Raw genomic sequence first — 25,173 nt, 5'->3', positions numbered from 1 at the left:
TCCCGACGATGTTGATCCTGCGTGGTGCTCCCGCCCTTTCCGCCTTCCGCCACAAGAAATTACTTGAGCAGCTGAACGATAAAGTTCCCGCTGTCAGTGGCCTGTACGCTGAATTCGCCCACTTCGCTGAGGTCAACGGCGTCCTGACCGAAGACGAGCAGCAAGTGCTTGCCCGCCTGTTGAAATACGGCCCGAGCGTGCCGGTTCAAGAGCCTCGCGGTCGTCTGTTCCTGGTGCTGCCGCGTTTTGGCACCATCTCGCCGTGGTCGAGCAAGGCCACCGACATCGCGCGCAACTGCAGCCTGACCAAGATCCAGCGCCTTGAGCGCGGCATTGCCTTTTATGTAGAAGGCCAGTTCAGCGACGCTCAGGCGCAACTGATCGCCGACAGCCTGCACGACCGCATGACCCAACTGGTGCTGGGCGCGCTGGAAGACGCTGCCGGTCTGTTCAGCCATGCCGAGCCCAAGCCGCTGACGGCTGTCGACGTGCTGGGCGGCGGTCGCGCTGCGCTGGAAAAGGCCAACGTCGAACTGGGCCTGGCCCTGGCTGAAGACGAAATCGATTATCTGGTGAACGCATTCACCGGCCTGGCGCGTAACCCGCACGACATCGAACTGATGATGTTCGCGCAGGCGAACTCCGAGCACTGCCGTCACAAAATCTTCAACGCCAGTTGGGACATCGACGGCCAGAGCCAGGAAAAAAGCCTGTTTGGCATGATCAAGAACACCTACCAGATGCACAACGAAGGTGTTCTTTCTGCTTATAAGGACAACGCGTCGGTCATCGTCGGTAACGTCGCCGGTCGGTTCTTCCCGAACCCTGAAACCCGCCAGTACGGCGCGGTGCAGGAGCCGGTGCACATCCTGATGAAGGTCGAAACCCACAACCACCCGACGGCGATTGCCCCGTTCCCGGGCGCATCGACCGGTTCCGGTGGCGAGATCCGCGACGAAGGCGCGACGGGTCGCGGTGCCAAGCCGAAGGCCGGCCTGACCGGTTTCACCGTTTCCAACCTGAATATCCCGGGTTTCGAACAGCCTTGGGAAAAGCCGTACGGCAAACCCGAGCGCATCGTCACGCCGCTGGACATCATGATCGAAGGGCCGCTGGGCGGCGCTGCGTTCAACAACGAATTCGGTCGTCCGGCCTTGACTGGCTATTTCCGCACGTTCGAGCAATCGATCACCACTCCGCGCGGCGAAGAGGTTCGTGGCTACCACAAACCGATCATGCTGGCGGGCGGCATGGGTAACATCCGCGAAGAGCACGTCAAGAAGGGCGAAATCACCGTTGGCGCCAAGCTGATCGTGCTGGGTGGCCCGGCGATGCTGATCGGCCTGGGCGGCGGCGCCGCTTCTTCCATGGCGACCGGCACCAGCTCGGCGGATCTGGATTTTGCTTCTGTTCAGCGTGAAAACCCTGAAATGGAGCGTCGTTGCCAAGAGGTCATCGACCGCTGCTGGCAGCTGGGCGATGCCAACCCGATCGCCTTCATCCATGACGTCGGCGCGGGCGGTCTGTCCAACGCGTTCCCTGAACTGGTCAACGACGGTGGCCGTGGCGGTCGTTTCGAACTGCGCAACGTGCCGAACGACGAACCGGGCATGGCGCCGCTGGAAATCTGGAGCAACGAATCCCAGGAACGTTACGTGCTGGCCGTCAGCGCCCCGGACTTCGAGCGTTTCAAAGCCATCTGCGAACGTGAGCGTTGCCCGTTTGCCGTCGTCGGCGAGGCAACCGAAGAGCCACAACTGACCGTCACCGACAGCCATTTCGGCAACAGCCCGGTGGACATGCCACTGGAAGTCCTGCTCGGCAAAGCGCCGCGCATGCACCGTTCGGCCAATCGCGAGTCCGAGCTGGGCGACGACTTCGACCCGAGTGCTCTGGACATCGAAGAAAGCGTTCAGCGCGTGCTGCATCACCCGGCCGTGGCGAGCAAGAGCTTCCTGATCACCATCGGCGACCGCAGCATCACCGGTCTGGTCAATCGCGATCAGATGGTGGGCCCGTGGCAAGTGCCTGTGGCTGACGTCGCGGTCACCGCCACCAGTTTCGACGTGTACACCGGCGAAGCGATGGCGATGGGTGAACGCACGCCGCTGGCGCTGCTGGACGCGCCGGCTTCCGGCCGCATGGCGATCGGCGAGACGCTGACCAACATCGCAGCGTCGAGCATCGGCAAGATTTCCGACATCAAACTGTCGGCCAACTGGATGTCCGCCGCTGGCCATCCGGGCGAAGACGCGCGTCTGTACGACACCGTGAAAGCGGTCGGCATGGAGCTGTGCCCTGAGCTGGGCATCACCATCCCCGTGGGCAAGGACTCGATGTCCATGAAGACCCGCTGGAGCGATGAAGGCACCGAGAAGACCGTCACCTCGCCGCTGTCGCTGATCGTCACCGGTTTCGCACCGGTCACTGACATTCGCAAGACCCTGACCCCGCAGTTGCGCATGGACAAGGGCGTGACCGACCTGATCCTGATCGACCTGGGTCGTGGCCAGAACCGCATGGGCGCGTCGATTCTCGCCCAGACCCACGGCAAGCTCGGCAACGCTGCGCCGGACGTCGATGATGCCGAAGACCTGAAAGCATTCTTTGCCGTCATTCAGGGCCTCAACGCTGACGGCCATTTGCTGGCCTACCACGACCGTTCTGACGGCGGCCTGATGGCGACCGCTCTGGAAATGGCGTTCGCCGGCCACTGCGGTCTGGACCTAGAACTGGACACCCTCACCGGCAAGCGTGAAAAAGCTGCCGCGATCCTCTTCAACGAGGAGCTGGGTGCGGTGATTCAGGTACGTCAGGACGCAACACCGCTGGTGCTGGCGCAGTTCAGCGCTGCCGGACTGGGCGAAGATTGCGTTGCCGTGATCGGCAAGCCGGTCAACAACAGTGAAGTGATCGTCAGCCTCAATGGCGAGCAATTGTTCAAAGGCGATCGTCGTCTGCTGCAACGCCAGTGGACTGAAACCAGCTATCAGATCCAGCGTCTGCGTGATAACGCCGACTGCGCCGATCAGGAATTCGATGCGTTGCTCGAAGAAGACAATCCTGGCCTGAGCGTGAAGCTGGGCTATGACGTCAACGAAGACATCGCCGCGCCTTACATCAAGAAAGGCATTCGCCCACAAGTGGCCGTGCTGCGCGAGCAGGGCGTCAATGGTCAGGTCGAAATGGCAGCCGCCTTCGACCGCGCAGGCTTCGCTTCCGTCGACGTGCACATGAGCGACATCCTCGCCGGTCGTGTCGACCTGAACGACTTCAAGGGCCTGGTCGCTTGTGGCGGGTTCTCCTATGGCGACGTTCTGGGTGCAGGCGAAGGCTGGGCGAAATCCGCACTGTTCAACAGCCGTGCCCGCGATGCCTTCCAGGGCTTCTTCGAGCGCAGCGACAGCTTCGCCCTCGGCGTGTGCAACGGTTGCCAGATGATGTCCAACCTGAGCGAACTGATTCCGGGCAGCGAATTCTGGCCTCACTTCGTGCGTAACCGCTCCGAGCAGTTCGAGGCGCGGGTGGCCATGGTCGAAATCCAGAAATCGGCGTCGATCTTCCTGCAAGGCATGGCCGGTTCGCGCATGCCGATCGCCATCGCCCACGGCGAAGGCCATGCGGAGTTCAAGTCGTCCGAAGCGCTGCTCGAAAGCGATTTGTCCGGCACCGTGGCGATGCGTTTTGTCGACAACCACGGCAAGGTCACTGAAACCTATCCGGCCAACCCGAACGGCTCGCCGCGCGGTATCACCGGCCTGACCACCCGCGACGGTCGCGTCACCATCATGATGCCGCACCCTGAGCGCGTGTTCCGTGCGGTGAACAACTCGTGGCGTCCGGATGAGTGGGCTGAAGACGGCGCGTGGATGCGCATGTTCCGCAACGCTCGCGTCTGGGTTAACTGATAAGGGATGTATAAGCTCGCCTTCTTCGTACCGCCGAGCCACGTGGAAGAGGTCAAGCGTGCGTTGTTCGCCGCCGGGGCGGGGCGAATCGGTGCCTATGACAGCTGCTCATGGCAGGTGCTCGGTCAAGGCCAGTTTCGCCCGTTGGACGGCAGCCAGCCGTTCATTGGGCAGGCCGGCAAGATCGAGCAGGTTCAGGAGTGGAAGGTCGAGCTTGTCGTCGCCGATCAGCTGATCCAGCAGGTCGTGGCTGCCCTGAAAAGCAGCCACCCCTACGAAACCCCGGCTTATGAAGTGTGGAGGTTGGAAGATTTCTGAGATTGTCTGTCAGCGCAAACGGCTGCCACCGCGAATCTATTCGCGACAACACTGACCTGTGCTTGACCCGACGCCCGCAAATAAGCTCGCTCCGTAAAGATCACATGCAGTTAGGTGATCGATGTATCAACCGGCTTTCACCATCCCCCGCAACGCCTCACTGACCCCCGCGCTCCATCCCCGCAACAATCGGCTGCCGTGGTTTTCGCGAGCATCAAGAGAACGCTCCTGTCAAAGCTCACCCACCACGTCGTTCTTGCCTGACGCTTCGTTTCATCACCTGTTGAATCGCTAGCCGTCGCCCGGTTCCGAAGGAAAAATCTCACCTTTGACGGCTGTAACACGGCCTGCCGCCAGCGGGAGCAATCAGCCTATAAGCAGCGGCAGTGCCAACTGCCTGTTGCCGGCTGACCGAGCCCAGCTTGCGACGGGCATTGAGCAGGTGGAAGTCGATGGTGCGTTCGGAGCGTGTGAGGATGTGGCTGATCTCCCAACTCGTCTTGCCAGCGCTTGCCCAATACAGGCACTCCATCTCCCTGGGCGTCAGGCCTTGTCGCTCCGGCGTTGAGTTTTGAAACTGATGGCCAATGCCGGCCAGTAGGTAGGGTACGAGCATAAATAGCTGGCTTACGGCAGGATCGAACACAGCTGTTTGCTCAGCAGCCTGAACGTCGTCAAAGGCCACGCTAAGGGTGCCTCTTAGCAATTCGTAGCGTAGGGGGATGCTCAGGCCGTTTCGCAGTCCATATTGTTCGCGCAGCTCCCAGAATCTGCGCGACCGGCCGCGTGCCCGACGGCGTTCGGCAGACCAGAAATACGGTACGAGTTCTTGGCGGCAATGTTTGAGGATAGGGTCAATTTCTACTAGCCCATTGCGGCAGTAATGTTCCAGCCACTGCTTGGGGAACGTTGTGAGGACGCCGCTCAAAGGGTCCTTCTCGTCTGGTCTGGCGGGGCCAAGACTTATCAGAAACCTAGCGAAGCCTAGTTCACGCAAAGTTTTTTTCAGCAAGCGCTCCCAGTCGCACCGGTGGATGTCTTTGGCAAGGCTCATGAAAGTGGTCAATGTCTCAGCACTCTCGGCTTGCTTGCTCGCAGAGGCCGACGCGTTGTATTTGTCCATAAACAATTCGCTCCTGTTAATACCGGACTTGGCTTGGCGCCTGCATTGTCTGCACCCGTTCCAAGGTGTGCCCACACATGTGGGAAGCGCTGATTTGGCACATCCGTGTCAGCCAATACGCAAACCCAGGCATTTGCGCGTCCGCTGGTACGGGGAAGCCTTCCAAGTGAGGCCCATCCCGCCGCCATGCAGGTCAGTCGACGTAATGCCGGATGAAGCTGCGGAACAGGTCCAGGCCGTTTTCCGTGAGGATACTTTCGGGGTGGTACTGAACGCCCTCAATGGGCAACGTGCGATGCCTGACGCCCATGATGTAGCCATCGTCGGCTGACCTCGAGGTCACCTCCAGACAGTCAGGAAAACCTGCGTCGGTGAGCATGAGGGAGTGATAGCGGGTCGCGTTGAAAGATCGACCCTCGGTGTGGGCATAGACCCCCTTGCCATCGTTTTCTATCTGGCTCACCTTGCCATGCATGACGTGAGGAGCGCGGCAGACTTGAGCCCCGAATGCCAGCCCCACTGCTTGATGGCCGAGGCAAACACCCAGCAGTGGCAGGCGGTGTTGAAAATGCCGGATGAGTTCGATATAGCCGACATCCCCTGGGTGGCCCGGCCCAGGGCCCAATACACAAAAGTCTGGCGCGAAAGCTTCGATCCGCTCAATGAGGTCAGGCTGGTCATGGCGCTCGACACGAGTTTCCAGCCCGATCTGCTCAAGGTACTGGCTGATGATGAAGACAAAGCTGTCGTAGGCATCGATCAAGAATACTTTCACAGTGCGATCTCCATTCCGGTCACTGCGCGGTAAACGGAACCCATTTTGTACAACGTTTCTTTCCACTCCATTTGGGGTGACGAGTCGGCTACCACGCCTGCGGAGGCGCGCAGGTAGTAGGTGCCCTGGTCATGCACGGTTGAACGAATGCACAGAGCCGTGTTGACGCTGCCGTCGAACCCGATCAGTCCAAGGGCGCCTGCATAGATGCCTCGTCGGTTGCTTTCCATGGCTTCGATAAGCTCCATCGCTCTGACCTTGGGGGCGCCTGACATCGTCCCGGCTGGAAATGACGCCTTGATCACGTCGTAGGCATCCATGCCTGGGCGTAGCAACCCACGAACATTCGAAACCATGTGGTAAAGGTGGGAATACTCCTCTACCAGCATGAATTCATCGACCTCTAGAGATCCGGGCTGGCAGACTCGGCCTATGTCATTGCGACATAGGTCAATGAGCATGAGATGTTCCGCGCGTTCCTTCTCCGAACGTGTCAGCTCCAACACCAGCTCGGTGGGATCGACGCCGGGCCTTTTACCTACTGTCCCGGCGATCGGGCGCATTTCGATCAGGTTGTCCTTGATTCTGACGAACAGTTCGGGGCTTGCACCCACCAGATCGATCCCGCCGACGTGGGCCAGATACATGTAGGGTGACGGATTGCGCATGCGCAGGCTCTTGTAAACGTCGAGCGGCGTGATCCGCGAGCGAATACGGATCTCATGACCGAGCTGGATCTGGTACACGTCTCCAGCTCGTATATGCTCCATTGCCACTTCTACCCGCTGCGCGAACTGTTCCGGAGTGACCGTGCGGACTTCTTCGAAGACCTGCGGATAATGAGGCTGTTCCTGCAGGCTCACCGGATTTGAGGCTCGCAGGAACGGGTAGTGCTCTAGGTCGCGCGTCCCCCACAAGGCGTGGTTATTGATCAAGGTTTCGACAGTGCCGTTACTGTGGAAGTAGACCAATGTCTGGTAAACCGACAAAGCAATGAGCGGGTAGTCGTGAGTCTGTTCCGCCAAATCGGGCAGGCGTTCGATCAATCGCACGCTGTCGTATGAGAAATAGCCAAAGTACGCAAGGCTCTGTGGCTTGTCAGGAGCCCCCTGGAATAGGTTCTGGATGTATCGGAGCAGGTGCCAGGCGGATTCGCTGTCGGGTAGTTCGATCTGCTGCTCGGGCCCGATCCTCATGCCTTGTTGGCGCAGGCAGCTGTAAAGGTGTTGGCAGAGTTCAGGCCGGCCGCGCAAACGGGCATGTCTTTCATCGTCGATGCACACTTCAAAAAGTGGTTCCATGCCGATGATCGTCGCCCGTCGATCGCGGCTGGGTCCTGAGAGGGACTCAAGAATGAAAACCGAATGACGATCTAAGTGCGCCAGTGCATGCGTATAAACACCAAGAGCATCGTTTGTTTGACGCTCTTCCTGTTGAATAACATCGACCCTAAGAATATTACTTTCCATAGATTATTCCAGTTTTAATATGTGTTGATGCAATAGGTGATAGGGAGGCGATAAATAGATAAGTATTAAGAAAAAGGCGCGTTAGTTTGTATCGACACTGATGATTTCGATTCCGGCAGAATACTGTTGATACCAGTTCGTAATGCAGCCGACATCGGCATGCAGACGAGTCGCAACAGTACCTAGGACAGAAGTGCCCAGTTCGGAACAAGATCAAGCGCGGCGATTAGACAGCGACACCTTCTCTTTCGAGGATTAGCGACGCCAGGTAGTGCTTTTGAAGACGGCCAGGACGGCGCGAGAGCAACGAGAAGAGTTGTTGTGCGATGAGCGTATAGCAGAGAGGTAGTAATTCATTTTTAGACTTCCCAGTCTTGGTTAATCCCTGCGGTTGAAGACCGCAGTGGCTGAAAGTATCAGCGTGCCTATAGAGTGTCAACCGCAATCACGTCAATCATCAATGAAGCTGCCAATAAACGTAATGAATAATTCTTTGTTATGCACTGCGTCGTGACATAACAAGATTCCAGTTCGCGCGCAACTGTGGAATGCCGCAGCTGTGTAACAGGAAGTTCTGAATTTAATGTGTCTGTCAGTTGCAGTCCCCTCAACCGGAGCGCCTGGCATGAATGAGCAGTTGGACACATTCAAGAAACGATACGATCCGATCCATGTTGCCTACTGGGCAGATGCCCTCAGCGACCAAGCCCTTGCCGATTGGCATCAGCAACAGCTGCGTGATGTAGTCGACCACGTCAAATGTCATTCGCCTTTCTACGCTCGACGCCTGGCTCATATTGATGCCAATAGCCTTACTCTGGGCGAGCTGACGGCCTTGCCATTCACCACAAAGGATGATTTGCGCGAAGCAGGTTTCGATATTCTGTCCGGCCCGCTGGAAGAAGCGATTTTCTACTACGAGACCACCGGCACCACCGGTCCGGCAACCCCGTGCCCTCGGGATCGTAAAGAAAGCTACGCCAGCAACCGTCAACTGGCGATGGCCTATCGCGCAGTGGTCGATAAGCATTTCCCCAGCCAGAAAACAGTGGTCGGTATCATGGGGCCGACCGAAGTCCACTCCTTTGGCGATACCTTGGGAGATGTCTGTACCCAGCTCGATTTGTGCAATGCCAAGCTGTGGCCCCACTCCCCAGTCATCGGTTGGCCCAAGGCGCTGCAATTACTGAAAGATCTGAACATCGGAGTGCTCGCTTCAGCGCCTGGCCTATTGCTCGCTATGGCCAAAGAGGCTGAGCTGCAAGGCTTCAACCCTCGCGAAGACTTCACCTTGCAGGCCTTCATGATGAGTGGCGAGCTGTGTACACCGGCACTGAAGAACAACCTGTTCAGTCTGTGGGGAGCGCAAGCCTACAACAGCCTGTATGGGTCGCAGGAGGCGATGATCATCGCTGCTTGCAATGCCAATGACCAGTTGATGCCTCATCGCCTCAATTACCTTATTGAAGTGCTGGATCCGGTGACCGGTCACAGTCTGGGTTCAACGGGTGAGGGTGAGTTATGCGTGACGCTGTTAATACCGGGCACCAAGCCCCTCATTCGCTACCGCACCGGCGACTTGGTATCGATCCAATCGCGCCCGGGCTACCCGCAGTCCATGCGTCAGGTCATCAAGGTAGTTGGTCGCGTCAAGGATGCCGTGCAACTGAATGACCGCGCGTTTTCCGCAGCACAGATCGAGCAGGCACTGCTTGAAGGGGTCGAGCGGTGCTTGGGCTATCAGATAATCCTCAGCCGTGCCAATGATCGCGATACCGTCATCGCGAAACTGGAAATGTCTCGCTTCTTCGAGGGCGACAAGGCGCGCCTGGTATTGTTGATCAAAGAGCGGCTGCACGAGCGCCTTGGTGTAGATGCCACGGTGATGGTTGTCGATGACCTGGCCGAGCATGTCAACCTGGGCAGTTGGTTCAGTTGGAAAGAAGCTCGCATTGTTGATCAGCGTAAAGGCAGGTGATTGCAGCCATGAGCCTTTCAGTACGTGTGATTGATTCGACAAACGAACTCTTCGAAGCGGTTTTGAATCTCAGGGCGCTTCACTTGGGGGAAAACCCTGCGCAAGAAGACGAATATGAGCGTCGCGAGGCGCTTCGCGATGCGTTTTCCTATCACCTCATTTACCTGGATGGCGCCGATGTTGTCGGCACGCTGCGGGTCACCCCGTTGGGGCACGGCCTGAGTTTCGTCGAGCGAGCGGTCGATGTGTATGCGCATTTCGCAGTGCCGACCGACGCCTTCGATGCTAATCGCCTGGTACTGGACGCGCGTTATCGCGGAGGCCGTCATCTGCGCACGTTTTTGCTCCACGCGGCGATCTGGCTGAGGACCAACACCCATTTGCGATTCATTTCGGCCATCTGTCGCCAGCAGCTGGCTGCACTCTATATCGGCCTTGGTGGGAGAGTGCTCTCAGATGAGGTTACCTGGGCGACAGGTCAGGCTGAGCGTCGTTACAGCTGGGTGTATCTGGAACTTGAAAATGTTTACCACACCGTCCAAGGAGGCAAACGAAATGCAATCGTTTTTCAATGAACTTGACGCTATCGTCGAGGCGGGCTGGGCCCGGATCAAACAGGGTGAGTACTGGAAATTCAGTGTGGCCAATACCACGCCGGCAGCGCTCTACCAGCAGGTGATGTTGCAGGTTTACCACTACACCCGCTACAACTCGGTTAATCAGGCCGCCTGTGCGTTCAGCGCTGATCCCGAGCAAACTACGTTATTGCGCTTCATATACAAGCACGCGCTAGAAGAGCTTGGTCACGAGCGCATGGTATTGCGCGATCTGGAGGCTGTTGGCTTATTGCCTGAAGAGATGCCCGCGCCGTTAGCGCCCACTCAGGCGCTCATTGCTTTCCTTAACGATGTAGCGATTCGCAAGGGCCCGATCGCCCGGTTGGGCTACAGCTACTGGGCCGAGGACGTGTATGACCACATCCAGCCCATACTCGACCGTTTTCGCAATGACTTGAACCTCAGGGATGAGGTCATGACCTTTTTTGTCGCGCATTCGACTATCGATGAAAAACACTCCGAGGAGGTTCGCCTCGCCATGGAGCGCGCCGTGAAGACGGAGGAGGACCGTCAGCTGGTAAGGGAAGTCGCTCGCGTCACCTTATGGCTCACCGGACAGTTGCTGGAGGAGGCGTTGCGTGCCTATCTGGCGAGCCAGCAGAACATGAGGGAGGCTTCCTGAGTGATGAAGCTGGCCGTCATAGTAGGGTCAAGCCGGCCTTGTGGCGTCAGTGCTCGGGTGGTGGCGCTTGTGCACCGCCACCTGGGTGAAAAGGCTACAGTCGAGGAAGTCTGGCTCAAGGATTACCGCATCGATTACTGCGATGCCGACAACGCCTGCTCCACGCAGGATTGCGCCATAGCGGATGACGTCGGGCAATTGGTGGCACGTTTGAGCAATGCGGATGCCTTGCTCTACGTACCCGTCATGCATGCCTATGGACTCAACAGCCGATTCCAGGCATTTCTTGAGCGAGTGGGGTATGGCTTTATGCGACATCGCCAACGCCCTTTACGTGACAAGCTCGCCGCAATCGCCGTGGTCGGGCGTCGCTATGGCCATACGGCAGTGTTTTCGCAAGTTGTGCTGAATGTGCTGCTGAACAAGATGATCTTGATCGGCTCGGGTTTCCCGCCTTGTTTCCAGAGCCAGCTCGCACATGACCCAGAAGCTGAACAAGCGTTACGCGAAACCCTTGACCGACTTGCCGAACACTACCGCAGGCTCAACAACACCTGGGACTCGCAAGGCAATGCCTCAAGCGTTGTGCGCCCGATTCAAATATCGAAAGGGTGATCGCTATGTCATTGAAAGACTCCCTGCTCGCATTACTGGTGGCTTTTCTGTGGGGCGCGCAGGTCACTGCGGTGAAGGTTGGCGGTGCCGAGTTGCCGCCGATCCTGATGGTCGCGATGCGTTACGCGATCATGTCCCTTTTCCTTCTTCCGTTTCTACGACGTTGTCGAAAGGACCAAATTGTGCCGATGACAGTGATTGCGACGGTGACGGGCACGCTGCACTTTGGGCTTTTGTACTGCGGCATCGCTCGCGTAGATGCTTCGACCTCCGTGATCATTTATCAATTGGTCACGCCATTCACGTTGATCCTTGCGTTCCTAATGCTTGGCGAGGCGCTGAAACTGAATGTTGTTGCCGGCATCGCTTTGGCGTTCAGCGGGGTGTTGGTATTGCTCGCAAGTGATGCTCCCAAGGCTACCCTGACCGGCATGTTGCTGGTCGCGCTGGCAGCGCTGGCTTTTTCCATCGGGTCGGTGCTGACCAAACGCATGGGCCCGTTGGACCCGCTGGCCCTCAGTGCCTGGACAGCGATCGTGGCGGCGCCGCAATTACTCATCTGGTCACTGGTTCAGGAAGAAGGGCAGTGGTCCATGCTGGCCAATGCGAGTGCCTTGGCATGGTGGGCCATGATTTACACCGCGATCAGTGGTGGTCTGTTGGGGTTCGGCCTCTGGTTTTGGTTGCTGCGACGCAACAGCATGCAACAGCTAGCTCCTTATCTACTGCTGGTACCGGTTTTTGCCATCGTCGTGAGCCAAGCCCTGCTTGCCGAGCACTTGGGCCAACGCCTGTTTATAGGGGCCGGTTTATCGCTTCTGGGCGTCGCGCTTTGCCAACTGCGTCTGCCAGGGCGCAAAATTTTTGTAGCCACAGGTGACAAGGAACAGGAGACAGTCGATGAACGTCCTTGATCGTCTGTTGCTGACATCCTTGCGCACGCTGAACCGCTGGCGTTTTGCTCTGAAACTACGGCGCCATGGCCGCCTGGCTTATCTGGAAAGTCCTCGGCAGGAAGGCGCGACTCTTGTCCTGCTGCATGGCCTTGGTGCTAGCAAAGATCAGTGGGGACCTGAGGTGTGCAAACTCGCTCGCGAGCACCACTGCTTGCTTATTGATCTGCCAGGCCATGGCCAGTCCTCATACCTGGCGGGACAAGGCCTCGGTCCGCAAGCAATGCTGAACGAAGTGGAGCCGTTGCTTGATCGAGTTTCCACCAACCCTATCGTGCTCATTGGCAGTTCTTTAGGTGGTTGTGTAGCAGCACTTTATGCCGCCAAAAAACCGCAAAGGGTTCATCGACTGATACTACTGGCGCCGGCGGGGTTGGGTGACGCAGCATTGGGGCCCGTGTTTCAGGCTGGCTTGCGAACAGGCCGGTACGTTAACTTCGGCTATCGTACGGTTGAAGAGATGCAGCGCTTCTGGAGCTTGTTATTCGTACATCCGCCCCAGGTTGCTGCCCGACTTGCTCATGCACTGGCGTCGAGCGGTCGTGCCAGGTATGCAACCGTGCAAAAAGTCGTTGCCGACACTCAAGGCGAAGGTCTGAATGTGCTGGTCGAGCGTCTGCCGAATATCACATGCAGGACCTTGGCTGTGTGGGGCCGTGAGGATCAGGTGTTTTCCATCACTGGGCTAGGGCTCCTGCTGAGTGCGCTACCCGATGCCTGCAGTCAGATTATCGAGGGCTCCGGGCATGTACCTTATCTGGAGCATGGCGACGAGGTCGTTGCAGCGATAACGCGTTTCGCTCGCATTTGACGGCTGTTCCATTGCCCAAAGCATCAAGAAGGCTGGACATTTTTGTGGCGCAGAGGCGTCCATGAGTTGATGGTCAGGGTCACGCAACCTCACTGCAATCTTGGCTAGGCTGCCTGCATTCCCTTTAGCAGTCCGACTTGCCGGCGGTGAAGAATTTAAAATCGCTGCCGCCGACAAGCCATGCTGCTACAGAAGCGTTTTCATCTATCGCTAACCACCATCCCCCGCAACGCCTCGCTCAACCCTTGAGCGCCATTCCCCACCAGAACATGCCACACGCCATTGCCCAGGTTTCTCAGGCCTTGGCACCCGAGTGCGTCGAGCTGATTCGCCGCCAGGGATTGTCCGTCCTTCAACTGTACGCGCAGGCGGGTCAGTGCGACGCACTCCACCGAGACGATGCCTTTTGCGCCAAGCGCTTTGAACCATTGTGCCGCCTGTCCGGCATCGACAGGTTGTTGTGTGGCTGACGCATCGACGGTGGCGGGGCGAGGGCTTTTGCTCGTCAGCGGCACGGCATCGCGCAGTTCATCGGCGATGCTGTCGGCCAGCGGTCCGACGACGATCTGCAGGCTCCCGCCATGGCCAGGTCGGACCACCGCCATCGCACCCAGGGCTTTCAAGTCAGCATCGTTTGCCAGGCTGCGGTCGACCATTTCGAGCCGCAGGCGGGTGGTGCAGGCGCCAATGCTCAACAGGTTTTCAGCGCCTCCCAGCGCGTTGATGTAGGCGGCTGCCCGGTCGCTTTTAGCCACTTGGGCGGACGCACTGGCGACCCGCTCACGGCCCGGCGTTTTCAGGTTGAAGCGCTTGATGCACTGGTCGAACACGACGTAGTAAATCAGCGCATACGCCGCACCGACGGGGAACACCAGCCAGCCGTTGGTGGACTTGCCCCAGCCCAGCGCCATGTCGATCGCCCCGCCCGAGAAGGTGAATCCCAGGTGGATATCGAGCAGGTTGGTCAGCGCCATCGACAGCCCGGTGAGCAGGGCGTGCAGCACATAGAGCATGGGCGCCAGGAACATGAACGCGAATTCGATGGGTTCGGTGACGCCGGTCAGCGCCGATGTCAGCGCCATCGACAGCAGAATCCCGCCGATCAGTTTGCGTTGATCGGGCAGCGCATTGCGGTACATCGCCAGACACGCCGCCGGCAGGCCGAAGATCATCATCGGGAACATGCCGGTCATGAACTGCCCGGCGTGAGGATCACCGGCAAAATAGCGCGCCAGATCGCCGGTCACCGCGCGCCCGGTTTCAGGGTCGGTAAAAGTGCCGAACACGAACCACACCAGATTGTTCAGGATGTGATGCAGGCCGGTGACGATCAGAACCCGGTTGAACACCCCGAAGAAAAACGCACCGACGCTGCCACTCTCCAGCATCAACTGGCCCAGACCATTGATGCCTGCCTGCACCGGCGGCCAGATAAGGCCGAACACAAGCCCCAGCACCACCGCCGAGAGCCCCGTGACAATCGGCACGAAGCGCCTGCCGCCAAAAAACGCCAGGTATTCGGGCAGGGCAATGTCCTTGAAGCGGTTGTACATCGCGCCACCCAGCAGCCCTGCGATGATCCCGGCAAGCATGCCCATGTCGATGTGCGGATCGAGCACCTTCAGCGTCGAGGTCATCACCAGATAACCGATCGCGCCCGCCAGGCCGGCGGTGCCATTGTTGTCCCGCGCGAAACCGACCGCGATGCCGATGGCGAAGATCAGCGCCAGGTTGCTGAAGATCGCGTTGCCGGCCGAATGGATGATCGCGACGTCCAGCAGGTCGGTATCGCCAAGGCGCAGCAACAGGCCGGCAATCGGCAAGATCGCAATGGGCAGCATCAGTGCGCGTCCCAGCCGTTGCAGACCTTCGATGAAGTGTTGATACACGGCGTCTCTCCTTGAGGTTCTCGTTCTTGTTATTCAGGCGATGTTTTTCTGCGCCACGACTTGGGTCTGGAAGGTGCGGCAGGCTTCACGCACTGCTTCGGCGCCGCTCAGATTCAGCACGTGGTGGGCCAGTGTCTGGCAATGGCGAGTGTCGAGTTCGCGCACCTGCGCCTTGATCTGCGCGACGTTTGGCGGGCTCACCGACAGTTCGCGCACGCCGAGGCCAATCAGCACGGCCGTAGCCAGCGGGTCCGACGCCAATGCGCCGCATACGCCGACCCAGCGACCTTTGCTGTGGGCGGCGTCGCACGTCATGGCGATCAGCCGCAGCAGGGCGGGGTGCAGTGCATCGACCCGGGCTGCCAGGCCGGCATGATCCCGGTCCATCGCCAGCGTGTACTGCGACAGGTCGTTGGTGCCGATCGAGAGGAAATCCGCGTGTTCGGCCAGTTGCTCGGCCATCAGCGCCGCCGAGGGCACTTCGATCATCACGCCCAGTTGCGGGCGCTCCGTCAGGCCCAGCGCCTGAGCCAGTTCATCGATACGCCCGCGCACCGCCAGCAGCTCGCTGACCTCGGTAATCATCGGCAGCAGGATACGGCAGCGCGCCAGCGGCGTAACCCGCAGCAAGGCACGCAACTGTTGATCGAGCAGCTCAGGCCGGGCCTGGCCCAGGCGGATACCGCGCAGCCCCAGCACCGGATTGGCCTCGGCTGGCAGCGGCAGATATTCGAGCTGCTTGTCGCCGCCGACGTCGATGGTGCGGATGATCACCGGCTTTGTGTCCATCGCATCGAGAACGGCTTGATAGGCCGCCCGTTGTTCGTCCTCGGTAGGGGCGGTGCTGCGGTCGACGAAGAGGAATTCGGTGCGCAACAAGCCCACGCCGTCGGCACCATTGAGCTGGGCGTTCTCGGCGTCAGCGCGGGAGGCAACGTTCGCGGCGACGTCGATATTCACCCCATCCTGCGTCAGCGCAGGCAAGTGCGCGTGTTGCTGCTGAAGCTGGCGCTGCTCGAAGCGCTGACTGCGAAGGCCCTGAATTCCGCGCAGGCGCGCCTCATCGGGGCTCAGTTCAAGGCGACCATTGTCAGCATCGAGCACGACTTCCTGCCCGATGGCCACGTCCAGCAGCGTCGCGCCCAGCGCCACCACACACGGCAAGCCCTGGCCGCGGGCAAGAATGGCGACGTGCGATGTCGCGCCGCCATCGGCCAGGCAAATTCCGCCGACGCCGCATTCGGCCAGCATCAGCAAGTCCGAAGGTGTGAGTTCCCGGGCAACGACGATGGCGCCCGGTGGCACCTCGACGTCACGGGCGTCGCCCAGCAGGGTCAGAAGCACGCGTTGACGCAGGTCTCGCAGGTCGTTGGCTCGCTCGGCGAGCAGCGAATTATCGAGGTTTTCCTGCACCGCGCATTGCCTGAGCACCGCCTCGCTCCATGCATGGCCGGCGCTGTGACCGAGGTCGATGGCATCGTGGGCAATGCCGAGCAAAGCCGGGTCTTCGAGCATCGCCAGATGAGTGGCGAAGATAGCGCTCTGCTCATGATTCTGGTGATCGAGGGAGCCGCTGATGTCGGCGCGCACCTGCGCCAGCGCCTCGGTGAAGATTTGCCGTTGCTCATCAGGACGATGGCCACCGGGATCGTCGCCCAGTTCGATCGTGTCGAGGCGGAACAGCGGACCGCTCGCCAGGCCCGGAGACGCGGTGACGCCGATCATGACGCCGGGCTCGCGCTCGGCATGCTCAGTGCGCGGCAGATCGGCTGTGACCGGTGGCGAAAGTTTTTCATCGGGGGAGGGCGTCGACAGCGCTTTGAGCAGCGCTTGCAGCGCGACTTCGCTGTCGTGGCCCAGGCACACCACTTCCACCTCATCCTGCTCGGCGATGCCAAGTCCCATAAGCCCTGTCACGCTGTCGGTGGAAGCGCTGGCCCCGGCGAAGTGCAGTTCGACATGGCTGGAAAACTGCCGCGCGGTCTGGCGCACCAGTGCAGCCGGGCGTGCGTGCAGTCCGCCAGTGTGAGCGACACGAATGCTGCCCCGTACTTGTCTGGCCCGAATATCGGATGAGGGGGCATCTTGTTCGTGTCGGGCCACTGCGGTCATGTTCAGCAACGGCTCGCCGACATTGATCGGACCTGACGTGCGCGCCAGGCTCAAGGTGAACCGGTCGCTGTTGAGCAGGATCAGCGGACTGATCAGCGTGCGACTGTGGCGCGCCACGTTATCCAGATCAATGCGCAGCAGCGGCTGCCCTTCAGTCACACGCTGACCTTCCTTGACCAGCGCCTCAAAGCCTTCACCTTCCAGTTCGACGCTGTCGATACCGACGTGCAACAGCCATTCGCTTCCGTTGTCGGCGCGCAGATTGATGGCATGGCGGGTGCGCGCGATGTGGATGATCACGCCTGCACACGGGGCGTGCAGCACATCGTCCAGAGGGTCGATGGCCACGCCATCGCCCATCGCGCCGTTGGCGAACACGGGGTCCGGAATCTGTGTCAGCGTGATCACGGCACCACTGAACGGGGCACTGAGCGTCATTTGTTTATTGTTGTGCATGACATCGTCCTGGTTGGCGTCCGCAACAGCGGCTCGGATTTTTTAATGGGTTCGTGTGACCTTGCTCAGGTGCCTGGGCTGGTCGGGGTCCAGCCCACGAGCTTCGGCCAGACGCGCGGCCATGACGTAGAAAGTCTGGATGGCGAGGATCGGGTCGAGGGCCGGGTGGTCGGCGCAGCTGAGTGTCAGGTCGCGGGACGGGATGTCCTCGGGCGCAGCCAGCAAGACCCGGGCGCCGCGCTTGCGCATGTCATCGGCAAGCTCCAGCAGGCCACGTTGCTCGGCGCCGCGCAGGGCGAAGATCAGCAGCGGGTATTGCTCGTCGATCAGCGCCATCGGACCGTGGCGCACCTCGGCGCTGCTGAACGCCTCGGCCTGGATGCCCGAGGTTTCCTTGAATTTCAGCGCCGCTTCCTGCGCGATGGAGAACCCGACCCCGCGACCGATGACCATCAGCCGCTGACAGTCCCGCAGGGCATCGACGGCCGAAGACCAATCCTGCCGGGCGGCGTCGTTCAGGCGCCGTGCAAGGCTTTGACCGGCCTGCAGCAGTGAGGCGTCCTGCTGCCAATGAGCAACCAGCCGCGCACTGGCGCTGAGGGTCGCGATGAAACTTTTGGTGGCTGCCACGCTGATTTCCGGCCCGGCGCTGAGGGGCAACACGTATTCGCAGGCGTGCTCGAGGGGCGAGTCTTCGACGTTGACCATCGCGATGCTCAGCGCCCCGCGGGCGCGCAAACCCTGCAGCGTGCCGATCAGGTCCGGGCTTTGGCCTGACTGCGAAAACGCGATGGCCGGCTGGCCGCTGACCTTCATCGGCGCATCATGCAGCGTCACCACCGACATCGGCAGCGACGCCACAGGCACGCCGGTCAGTTGCATCGTCAGATAAGCGAAATAGCTGGCGGCATGATCCGAGCTGCCCCGCGCGACCGAGAGAATCACTTTCGGATCGACCTGTCGCAAGCGGCTCGCGACTTCGACAAGGCGTGGTTCCAGCACTTCCAGCTGTCGCTGCACGACCTGCGCGGACGCCAGCGCTTCTTCAAGCATTTTCGAGTTCAATGGTTTCTCCTTCAACCATAACGCCAGTCAGTTTCAGATCACGATCCAGGCACACTACGTCGGCCCAGCTGCCGATCTGCAAGCGACCGCGATCCTCGATACCCAGATACTCCGCAGGAAATTGCGACAGCCGCTGTGAGGCTTCTGCCAGCGGCACGCCGATCTTCACCAGATTGCGCAGCGCCTGATCCATCGTCAGCGTGCTGCCCGCAAGGGTGCCGTCCGCCAGACGCACGCCGCCCAGGCATTTGGTCACCGTGTGGCTGCCCAGTTTGTATTCACCGTCCGGCATGCCGGTGGCGGCCGTGGAATCGGTCACGCAGTACAGGCACGGGATCGCCCTCAACGCGACACGAATGGCGCCGGGGTGCACGTGGAGCAAGTCGGGGATCAGTTCGGCATAGCGCGCGTGAGCCAGCGCGGCACCGACGATGCCGGGCTCGCGGTGATGCAACGCGCTCATGGCGTTGTACAGATGAGTGAAACTGGTGGCGCCGGCTTCGAGGGCTTTCACGCCTTCTTCGTAGCTGCCCAGCGAATGCCCGATCTGCAGCCTCACGCCTCGCGCCGCCAGGGCGCTGATCAACTCGACGTGCCCGGCAATTTCCGGCGCGATGGTGATCACCTTGATGGGCGCCAGGCGCAGGTAATTCTCCACTTCGCCCAGCAACGCCGCGTGGGCATGGTTAGGTTGTGCGCCGAGCTTTCCGGGATTGATGTAAGGCCCTTCCAGATGCACGCCCAGAACCCGGGCAGTGGCTGACGGTCGATGCTCGCAATACTCACCTAACTGACCCAGGATCTGACTGATCTCGGCGGCAGGCGCTGTCATCGTTGTCGCCAGCATCGACGTGGTGCCAAAGCGCAAGTGGGTGCGCGCGATGGTGGCGAATCCTTCGGCGCCCTCCATGATGTCGCTGCCGCCGCCACCATGAACGTGAAGGTCGATGAAGCCGGGAAGCAGGTACGGCAGGTCGTTGTCCGCCGGATCACAGGGAATGCCCTGAATGCTCGACACCCGGCCATTGCGGTGCTGCAGCTGGCCGCAGATCCAGCCGTCGGATGTGAGAATGTTGAAGTCGGACATGCTTGCTCCGTTAATACGTTGTTCGCGCTGCACGGCGCGACGGTTACCGACGCAGCTCGGCGACGAAGTCGTAGTAGTCGTCGCGGCAATAGGTGTCGGTCAATTCAATGGGCGTGTTGTCGGCCAGGTAACCGATCCGGGTCATGAGCAGCATGGCCGTGCCGGTATCGATCCCGACCCGTGCGGCCATGTCCGCAGACGCGTTGACCGCGCGAATGTGCTGAAGCGCGCGCACGACCGGGCGGCCGATCGCATCCAGATGCGCATAGAGCGAATCGCCGATGGCTTCGGGATCCGGCAGCAGCGCGGCGGGCAGGGCGCTGAACTCGACGGCCATGACGATGCCATCGGCCTTGCGCAGACGTTTGAGCCGCGCGACTTTTTCGGTCGGAGAGAGGCTGAGCCGAATCAGTTCTTCGTGGGTGGGCAGCGCAATTTCACGCTCCAGCCATTGAGAGCTGGGTGTGAAGCCCTTGAGCCGGAGCATTTCGCTGAAGCTGGACAGACGCGACAGCGGTTGCTCGAGACGCGGCGTGATGAACGTCCCCGAGCCCTGGCTGCGGCGGATCAGGCCCTGTTCCAGCAGGATTTCCAGCGCCTTGCGGGCGGTCACCCGCGAAATGTTCAGCGTCTCGCTCAGGCTGCGTTCGGAGGGCAGCGCCTGTTCGGCCTTCCATTGTCCGGCATGAATAGCCGCTTCCAGATTGCGCGCCAGCTGCAGATAGAGCGGCGTCGGCAGGCTGTCGTCGGGGCGCAGGGTAAGAATCGAATGCATGTCGGTTCCGAAGGCGTTGAAGTTGTGTTCGGAGAATGCAGTTGAAAGTAATACCACTTGCATACCACGTCAACGGCAGTGGTATCAGGTGCAGACGTTTTTGGTCACAGGCTGGTGACGATTGGACGAACTCAGACTGCCAGAGAGCGTTTACTCTCCGGCGAATGGGCGGCGGGGCTGTACTGAAGAAGGGGGCAGACGCGCTGGGCGTCGAGTGGTATCGAAGTGGCTACGGTCGGATCTCGATCATCGTGCCGTCTTTGACCAGGTCCCAGACTTCACGGATGTCGCTGTTCTTCATGGCGATGCAGCCGTTGGTCCAGTCGAGGGTCTGGAAGTACCACTCCGGGTAGTTCTCATCGACCGGCGTGCCGTGAATCATGATCATGCTGCCGGGGTTCACGCCTTCGCGGCGGGCGCGTGCGGAATCGGAGATGTTGGGGTAGGAAATGTGCAGCGACAGGTTGTACGCATCGCTGGTCTTGCGGTAGTCCAGCCAGTAGAAACCTTCAGGCGTGCGTTGATCGCCTTCCTGAAGCTTGGGCCCTTTGGGCGATTTACCCAGCGAGATCCGGTACGTCTTCAGCGCTTCGCCCTGGCTCATCAACTGCAACTGGTGCGCTGATTTCAGCACGAGGATCTTGTCGATGGTGCGATGGGAGATGTCCTGCGTGTCGACGACCTTGCCGTCGACGAACTTCTGCTCGCTCCCTTTTGGCACGATGGTCTGGGTGAACGCAGCCTGCGACAGCGGAACGAACGACAGACATAGAACGGCAAGCAACCAACGCATTTACACGATATCCCTGAAGCCCGCGCAGGCAGCGCGCGTCATCATCTGATCAAGTGGTTTTAAGAGGGGGCGAGACAGAAAGGCAATCGGTATGCACCGGGAATTCTTGATGCCGCCGGTCGCGAAAGAAGCATTCTAGGGTACGTCTGACCGTGTGGAAAGCCAGCTCTGACCACGGCACGTCGGCCTCATCGAACAACTGCACTTCAAGGCTTTCGACGCCTGCGGCGAAATCCGCGCTCGCCATGTTGGCGCGATAGAAAATGTGCACCTGACTGATGTGCGGCACATCGATCATCGTGTACAGGTGCAGGTCTTCGAGCACAGCGCAGGCTTCTTCGACCGTCTCCCGGCGCGCGGCCTGCTCGACGCTTTCGCCGTTCTCCATGAAACCCGCCGGCAGCGTCCAGTAACCGAGGCGCGGCTCGATGGCGCGGCGACACAGCAACACCTTGCCGTCCCACACCGGCAATACGCCGGCGACGATGTTCGGGTTCTGGTAATGAATGGTGTGGCAGTGTTCGCACACGTAGCGCAGGCGGCTGTCGCCCTCGGGAATGCGCTGGATGACCTTTTCGCCGCACTGGCTGCAGAATTTCATGATCGGATCGGGTTCCTGAAGTCAGCGGCTATCTTGAAGTGTCGCGCGGGTGGACGGCAAGCGGCGCATGCGTGCGGGTGGTCTTCTTGTCCGACAAAGGGTTGGGCCGCTCGCCGCTTTGGTGCATCATGCCTTGAAGGCAACAGATCGAGACTTCCCATGCTGGACGAGCTACTTCGCCGTATAAGCAGCCACACGCCGGGCACTCTGGAAACGGACGCACGCTTCCCCGAGGCAGCGGTGCTCTTGCCCATCACCCGCAGCGACGACCCGGAACTGGTCCTGACACTGCGCGCCAGCGGCCTGTCGACCCACGGCGGTGAAGTGGCATTTCCAGGCGGGCGGCGCGATCCGGAAGACCCTGATCTGGTGTTCACCGCGCTGCGTGAGGCCGAAGAGGAAATCGGTCTGCCGCCCGGGCTGGTCGAAGTGGTCGGTCCGCTGAGCCCGCTGATTTCCAAGCACGGCATCAAGGTTACGCCCTATGTTGGCGTCATTCCCGATTTTGTCGAATACCGACCCAATGACGGCGAGATCGCCGCTGTTTTCAGTGTTCCGCTGGCATTCTTTCGTGAGGACGCCCGTGAACACACCCATCGCATCGATTATCAGGGGCGCAGTTGGTACGTGCCGAGCTATCGCTTTGGCGAGTACAAGATCTGGGGGCTGACGGCGATCATGATCGTGGAACTGATGAACGTGCTGTTCGACAGCAATATCAGCCTGAACGAGCCGCCCAAGCGCTCGATCATTCAAACCCTGAAGTCCTGACCGATGCTGACATCCCGGTGTGCGCATCGCGCCTGACCCACGGCCGCAGAGCCGAGCCATGAGGAAAATTAAATGAAATACCGTCTGGGGGATTCCCGCGTCGACGCTCATCCCCAAAGCTGGATCGCGCCGACCGCCACGCTGATCGGCAACGTGCGCCTGCAAGCCAATGCCAGCGTCTGGTTCGGCGCCGTGCTGCGGGGCGACAACGAATTGATCGATATCGGCGAGAACAGCAACGTGCAGGACGGCACCGTCATGCACACCGACATGGGATCGCCGCTGACCATCGGCAAGAACGTGACCATCGGCCACAACGTCATGCTTCACGGTTGCACGGTGGACGACAACACGCTGATCGGCATCAATTCGGTCATCCTCAACGGCGCAAAGATCGGCAAGTACTGCATCATCGGCGCCAATTCGCTGATCGGCGAGGGCAAGGTCATCCCGGACGGATCGCTGGTCATGGGATCGCCCGGCAAGATCGTCCGCGAACTCACCGATGCCCAGAAGAAGATGCTCGAAGCCAGTGCCGCGCATTACGTCCACAACGCTCAGCGTTATGCGCGCGACCTCGCGCCTCAGGAAGATTGATGTCTGTCGAGCATGCCGTAAAAACCCCGGTTCATGAAAAGCCTGTGCGCTCGCCCTGCGTGAGTATCTGCGCGCTCGATGAGGCGGATATTTGCGTCGGCTGTCAGCGCACTGTCACCGAAATCACCGCCTGGAGCCGCATGAGCAACGACGAACGCCGCGCCGTGCTGTTGCTGTGTGGCGAGCGCGCTCGGGCGAGCGGGATGATGTTCTCGGTGCCCGGTTCGGGTTGATCCCCGTGACCTGCACATAATCTGTGGGAGTGAGCTTGCTCACGAATCGCCGGTATGGGCGCTGAATGTTCTGCGTCTGAATGTCAGCATTCGTGAGCAAGCCCACTCCCACAATGAAACGATGCTTGCTCATGCTCCGTCGCAAGGTCCCTTGCCAAAGAGTAGGTGCCGGAACAGGGGCAATCATCAGATCACCCGTCCGGCGCCACGCCCCATTTCCCGGCCTTCGTGGTAAATTGCGCGCCTTTCTCCCCTGCGGTTGCTCGCCCATGGCGGGCTGCCCTCGATATCTGCTCCACGAGGACCTGAGATGACTCAAATCGGAACTCCACTGTCGCCGACCGCGACCCGCGTATTGCTCTGCGGTTGCGGCGAGCTTGGCAAGGAAGTCGTGATCGAACTGCAACGCCTGGGCGTTGAAGTGATCGCCGTCGACCGTTACGCCAACGCTCCGGCCATGCAGGTCGCGCACCGCAGTCATGTGATCAACATGCTCGATGGTGCCGCGCTGCGTGCCGTGATCGAAGCCGAGAAGCCGCATTACATCGTCCCGGAAATCGAAGCCATCGCCACTGCGACGCTGGTGGAGCTGGAATCCGAGGGGTTCACCGTGATCCCGACCGCGCGCGCTGCGCAACTGACCATGAACCGCGAAGGCATTCGTCGTCTGGCCGCGGAAGAGCTGGACCTGCCGACCTCGCCGTATCATTTCGCCGACACCTTCGAAGACTACAAGAAGGCCGTCGAAGACCTGGGCTTCCCGTGCGTCGTGAAACCGGTCATGAGCTCGTCGGGCAAGGGCCAGAGCCTGCTCAAGACCGAAGCCGATATCCAGAAGGCCTGGGATTATGCGCAGGAAGGCGGTCGTGCCGGCAAAGGCCGCGTGATCATCGAAGGCTTCATCGATTTCGACTACGAAATCACCTTGCTCACTGTGCGTCACGTCGGCGGCACCACCTTCTGCGCACCGGTCGGGCATCGTCAGGAGAAGGGCGATTATCAGGAATCCTGGCAGCCTCAGGCGATGAGCCCGGTTGCGCTGGCAGAATCCGAGCGCGTCGCCAAGGCCGTGACCGAGGCCTTGGGTGGCCGTGGTCTGTTTGGCGTCGAGCTGTTCATCAAGGGCGATCAGGTCTGGTTCAGCGAAGTCTCGCCGCGTCCACACGACACCGGCCTGGTCACGCTGATTTCTCAGGATCTGTCGCAGTTCGCGCTGCACGCGCGGGCCATTCTGGGCCTGCCGATCCCACTGATCCGCCAGTTCGGCCCATCGGCCTCGGCAGTGATCTTGGTAGAAGGCCAGTCGACTCAGACGGCATTCGCTAACCTGGAGCAGGCCCTCAGCGAACCCGACACCGCGCTGCGCCTGTTCGGCAAGCCGGAAGTCAACGGTCAGCGTCGCATGGGCGTCGCACTGGCCCGCGACGAATCGATCGAAGCGGCCCGTCGCAAGGCAACCCGCGCGTCGATGGCCGTGAAAGTGCAGCTGTAAGGTTTCCTGCGGACACAAAAAACGGCGCCCTCAGTGGCGCCGTTTTTGTGTGTAGCAAAATTCTGTAGGAGTGAGCTTGCTCGCGATATCAGTGTGTCAGTCGACATCTACGT

General features: G+C 60.1%; 22 protein-coding genes. 12 read left to right on the top strand and 10 right to left on the bottom strand.

Annotated features, from left to right (window positions below):
* The first annotated feature begins 8 nt into the window (after positions 1–8).
* Both purL and cutA read left to right on the top strand, forming a co-directional pair.
* Positions 9–3,908, top strand: a complete 3,900-nt coding sequence (purL, locus tag QRN36_RS01055; protein WP_285422443.1) for a phosphoribosylformylglycinamidine synthase — start codon at positions 9–11, stop codon at positions 3,906–3,908.
* Between the two features lie 6 nt (positions 3,909–3,914).
* A complete protein-coding gene (cutA, locus tag QRN36_RS01050; RefSeq protein WP_285422442.1) occupies positions 3,915–4,226 on the top strand; it encodes a YqfO family protein in 312 nt (103 codons plus the stop codon).
* Positions 4,227–4,548: 322 nt separating this feature from the next.
* Here the strand turns inward: cutA and QRN36_RS01045 are convergent, their stop codons facing one another.
* The 3 genes from QRN36_RS01045 to QRN36_RS01035 form a co-directional block, all read right to left on the bottom strand.
* Positions 4,549–5,349, bottom strand: a complete 801-nt coding sequence (locus tag QRN36_RS01045; RefSeq protein ID WP_285422441.1) for a LuxR family transcriptional regulator — start codon at positions 5,347–5,349, stop codon at positions 4,549–4,551.
* A 193-nt stretch (positions 5,350–5,542) separates the two neighbouring features.
* Positions 5,543–6,124, bottom strand: coding sequence for an aminodeoxychorismate/anthranilate synthase component II (locus QRN36_RS01040; protein ID WP_285422440.1), 582 nt, complete (start codon positions 6,122–6,124; stop codon positions 5,543–5,545).
* The gene (locus tag QRN36_RS01035) at positions 6,121–7,593 is read right to left on the bottom strand and encodes an anthranilate synthase component I family protein (RefSeq protein WP_285422439.1); all 1,473 of its coding nucleotides are present in this window, start codon (positions 7,591–7,593) and stop codon (positions 6,121–6,123) included. Before QRN36_RS01035 ends, QRN36_RS01040 begins: the two co-directional genes overlap by 4 nt.
* Before the next feature lie 625 nt (positions 7,594–8,218).
* Here QRN36_RS01035 and QRN36_RS01030 point away from each other — a divergent pair.
* Genes QRN36_RS01030 through QRN36_RS01005 form a run of 6 tightly spaced genes read left to right on the top strand, consistent with a single transcriptional unit; the run spans position 8,219 to position 13,189 of the window.
* Positions 8,219–9,571: a phenylacetate--CoA ligase family protein gene (locus QRN36_RS01030; RefSeq protein WP_285422438.1), complete on the top strand. Its 1,353-nt coding sequence runs from the start codon at positions 8,219–8,221 to the stop codon at positions 9,569–9,571.
* A gap of 8 nt (positions 9,572–9,579) precedes the next feature.
* Positions 9,580–10,146, top strand: a complete 567-nt coding sequence (locus QRN36_RS01025) for an acetyltransferase (protein WP_285422437.1) — start codon at positions 9,580–9,582, stop codon at positions 10,144–10,146.
* Complete coding sequence (locus QRN36_RS01020; RefSeq protein ID WP_285422436.1) at positions 10,127–10,810, top strand: iron-containing redox enzyme family protein; 684 nt, start codon at positions 10,127–10,129, stop codon at positions 10,808–10,810. The genes QRN36_RS01025 and QRN36_RS01020 overlap by 20 nt, the downstream gene beginning before the upstream one ends.
* Before the next feature lie 3 nt (positions 10,811–10,813).
* Positions 10,814–11,425, top strand: coding sequence for a flavodoxin family protein (locus QRN36_RS01015; protein ID WP_285422581.1), 612 nt, complete (start codon positions 10,814–10,816; stop codon positions 11,423–11,425).
* 5 nt (positions 11,426–11,430) lie between these two features.
* The gene (locus tag QRN36_RS01010) at positions 11,431–12,339 is read left to right on the top strand and encodes a DMT family transporter (protein WP_285422435.1); all 909 of its coding nucleotides are present in this window, start codon (positions 11,431–11,433) and stop codon (positions 12,337–12,339) included.
* The gene (locus QRN36_RS01005; RefSeq protein WP_285422434.1) at positions 12,326–13,189 is read left to right on the top strand and encodes an alpha/beta fold hydrolase; all 864 of its coding nucleotides are present in this window, start codon (positions 12,326–12,328) and stop codon (positions 13,187–13,189) included. Before QRN36_RS01010 ends, QRN36_RS01005 begins: the two co-directional genes overlap by 14 nt.
* Before the next feature lie 200 nt (positions 13,190–13,389).
* On the opposite strand, the gene nagE is transcribed toward QRN36_RS01005, so the two are convergent.
* From nagE to QRN36_RS00970, 7 genes are all read right to left on the bottom strand, one after another.
* On the bottom strand, positions 13,390–15,030 hold the full coding sequence (gene nagE / locus QRN36_RS01000) for an N-acetylglucosamine-specific PTS transporter subunit IIBC (protein WP_373568685.1): 1,641 nt from the start codon (positions 15,028–15,030) through the stop codon (positions 13,390–13,392).
* An 81-nt stretch (positions 15,031–15,111) separates the two neighbouring features.
* Positions 15,112–17,646 carry a phosphoenolpyruvate--protein phosphotransferase gene (ptsP, locus tag QRN36_RS00995; RefSeq protein ID WP_285422432.1) on the bottom strand — a complete coding sequence of 845 codons (2,535 nt, stop codon included), beginning with the start codon at positions 17,644–17,646 and terminating at the stop codon, positions 15,112–15,114.
* A gap of 42 nt (positions 17,647–17,688) precedes the next feature.
* On the bottom strand, positions 17,689–18,699 hold the full coding sequence (locus QRN36_RS00990; protein WP_285422580.1) for an SIS domain-containing protein: 1,011 nt from the start codon (positions 18,697–18,699) through the stop codon (positions 17,689–17,691).
* Positions 18,692–19,798: an N-acetylglucosamine-6-phosphate deacetylase gene (gene nagA / locus QRN36_RS00985; RefSeq protein ID WP_285422431.1), complete on the bottom strand. Its 1,107-nt coding sequence runs from the start codon at positions 19,796–19,798 to the stop codon at positions 18,692–18,694. The genes QRN36_RS00990 and nagA overlap by 8 nt, the downstream gene beginning before the upstream one ends.
* Before the next feature lie 43 nt (positions 19,799–19,841).
* Entirely contained in the window at positions 19,842–20,573 is a 732-nt protein-coding gene (locus tag QRN36_RS00980; RefSeq protein ID WP_285422430.1) for a GntR family transcriptional regulator, read from the bottom strand.
* Between the two features lie 229 nt (positions 20,574–20,802).
* Entirely contained in the window at positions 20,803–21,366 is a 564-nt protein-coding gene (locus QRN36_RS00975; protein ID WP_093463101.1) for a murein L,D-transpeptidase family protein, read from the bottom strand.
* A 49-nt stretch (positions 21,367–21,415) separates the two neighbouring features.
* Positions 21,416–21,967 (bottom strand): NUDIX hydrolase, encoded by a 552-nt coding sequence (locus tag QRN36_RS00970; protein WP_285422429.1) that lies wholly within the window; start codon positions 21,965–21,967, stop codon positions 21,416–21,418.
* Positions 21,968–22,126: 159 nt separating this feature from the next.
* Here QRN36_RS00970 and QRN36_RS00965 point away from each other — a divergent pair, with 159 nt between their 5' ends.
* The 4 genes from QRN36_RS00965 (at position 22,127) to purT (ending at position 25,060) form a co-directional block, all read left to right on the top strand.
* Entirely contained in the window at positions 22,127–22,738 is a 612-nt protein-coding gene (locus QRN36_RS00965) for a CoA pyrophosphatase (RefSeq protein ID WP_285422428.1), read from the top strand.
* A gap of 72 nt (positions 22,739–22,810) precedes the next feature.
* A complete protein-coding gene (locus QRN36_RS00960) occupies positions 22,811–23,335 on the top strand; it encodes a gamma carbonic anhydrase family protein (RefSeq protein ID WP_285422427.1) in 525 nt (174 codons plus the stop codon).
* The gene (locus tag QRN36_RS00955) at positions 23,335–23,568 is read left to right on the top strand and encodes a DUF1289 domain-containing protein (protein WP_285422426.1); all 234 of its coding nucleotides are present in this window, start codon (positions 23,335–23,337) and stop codon (positions 23,566–23,568) included. Before QRN36_RS00960 ends, QRN36_RS00955 begins: the two co-directional genes overlap by 1 nt.
* Positions 23,569–23,878: 310 nt before the next feature.
* Positions 23,879–25,060, top strand: a complete 1,182-nt coding sequence (gene purT / locus QRN36_RS00950) for a formate-dependent phosphoribosylglycinamide formyltransferase (protein WP_285422425.1) — start codon at positions 23,879–23,881, stop codon at positions 25,058–25,060.
* The last annotated feature ends 113 nt before the right edge of the window (positions 25,061–25,173 follow it).

The sequence above is a fragment of the Pseudomonas sp. efr-133-TYG-103a genome (genome assembly GCF_030209235.1).
Taxonomy (GTDB): domain Bacteria; phylum Pseudomonadota; class Gammaproteobacteria; order Pseudomonadales; family Pseudomonadaceae; genus Aquipseudomonas.
This window is presented reverse-complemented; position numbering and strand designations above follow the sequence as displayed.

Coding starts and splice junctions, on each gene's coding strand:
- purL (WP_285422443.1), top strand. CDS start 9: ATGTTGATCCTGCGTGGTGCTCCCGCCCTTTCCGCCTTCCGCCACAAG.
- cutA (WP_285422442.1), top strand. CDS start 3,915: ATGTATAAGCTCGCCTTCTTCGTACCGCCGAGCCACGTGGAAGAGGTC.
- QRN36_RS01045 (WP_285422441.1), bottom strand. CDS start 5,349: ATGGACAAATACAACGCGTCGGCCTCTGCGAGCAAGCAAGCCGAGAGT.
- QRN36_RS01035 (WP_285422439.1), bottom strand. CDS start 7,593: ATGGAAAGTAATATTCTTAGGGTCGATGTTATTCAACAGGAAGAGCGT.
- QRN36_RS01030 (WP_285422438.1), top strand. CDS start 8,219: ATGAATGAGCAGTTGGACACATTCAAGAAACGATACGATCCGATCCAT.
- QRN36_RS01025 (WP_285422437.1), top strand. CDS start 9,580: ATGAGCCTTTCAGTACGTGTGATTGATTCGACAAACGAACTCTTCGAA.
- QRN36_RS01020 (WP_285422436.1), top strand. CDS start 10,127: ATGCAATCGTTTTTCAATGAACTTGACGCTATCGTCGAGGCGGGCTGG.
- QRN36_RS01015 (WP_285422581.1), top strand. CDS start 10,814: ATGAAGCTGGCCGTCATAGTAGGGTCAAGCCGGCCTTGTGGCGTCAGT.
- QRN36_RS01010 (WP_285422435.1), top strand. CDS start 11,431: ATGTCATTGAAAGACTCCCTGCTCGCATTACTGGTGGCTTTTCTGTGG.
- QRN36_RS01005 (WP_285422434.1), top strand. CDS start 12,326: ATGAACGTCCTTGATCGTCTGTTGCTGACATCCTTGCGCACGCTGAAC.
- nagE (WP_373568685.1), bottom strand. CDS start 15,030: ATGCTGCCCATTGCGATCTTGCCGATTGCCGGCCTGTTGCTGCGCCTT.
- ptsP (WP_285422432.1), bottom strand. CDS start 17,646: ATGCACAACAATAAACAAATGACGCTCAGTGCCCCGTTCAGTGGTGCC.
- QRN36_RS00990 (WP_285422580.1), bottom strand. CDS start 18,699: ATGCTTGAAGAAGCGCTGGCGTCCGCGCAGGTCGTGCAGCGACAGCTG.
- nagA (WP_285422431.1), bottom strand. CDS start 19,798: ATGTCCGACTTCAACATTCTCACATCCGACGGCTGGATCTGCGGCCAG.
- QRN36_RS00980 (WP_285422430.1), bottom strand. CDS start 20,573: ATGCATTCGATTCTTACCCTGCGCCCCGACGACAGCCTGCCGACGCCG.
- QRN36_RS00975 (WP_093463101.1), bottom strand. CDS start 21,366: ATGCGTTGGTTGCTTGCCGTTCTATGTCTGTCGTTCGTTCCGCTGTCG.
- QRN36_RS00970 (WP_285422429.1), bottom strand. CDS start 21,967: ATGAAATTCTGCAGCCAGTGCGGCGAAAAGGTCATCCAGCGCATTCCC.
- QRN36_RS00965 (WP_285422428.1), top strand. CDS start 22,127: ATGCTGGACGAGCTACTTCGCCGTATAAGCAGCCACACGCCGGGCACT.
- QRN36_RS00960 (WP_285422427.1), top strand. CDS start 22,811: ATGAAATACCGTCTGGGGGATTCCCGCGTCGACGCTCATCCCCAAAGC.
- QRN36_RS00955 (WP_285422426.1), top strand. CDS start 23,335: ATGTCTGTCGAGCATGCCGTAAAAACCCCGGTTCATGAAAAGCCTGTG.
- purT (WP_285422425.1), top strand. CDS start 23,879: ATGACTCAAATCGGAACTCCACTGTCGCCGACCGCGACCCGCGTATTG.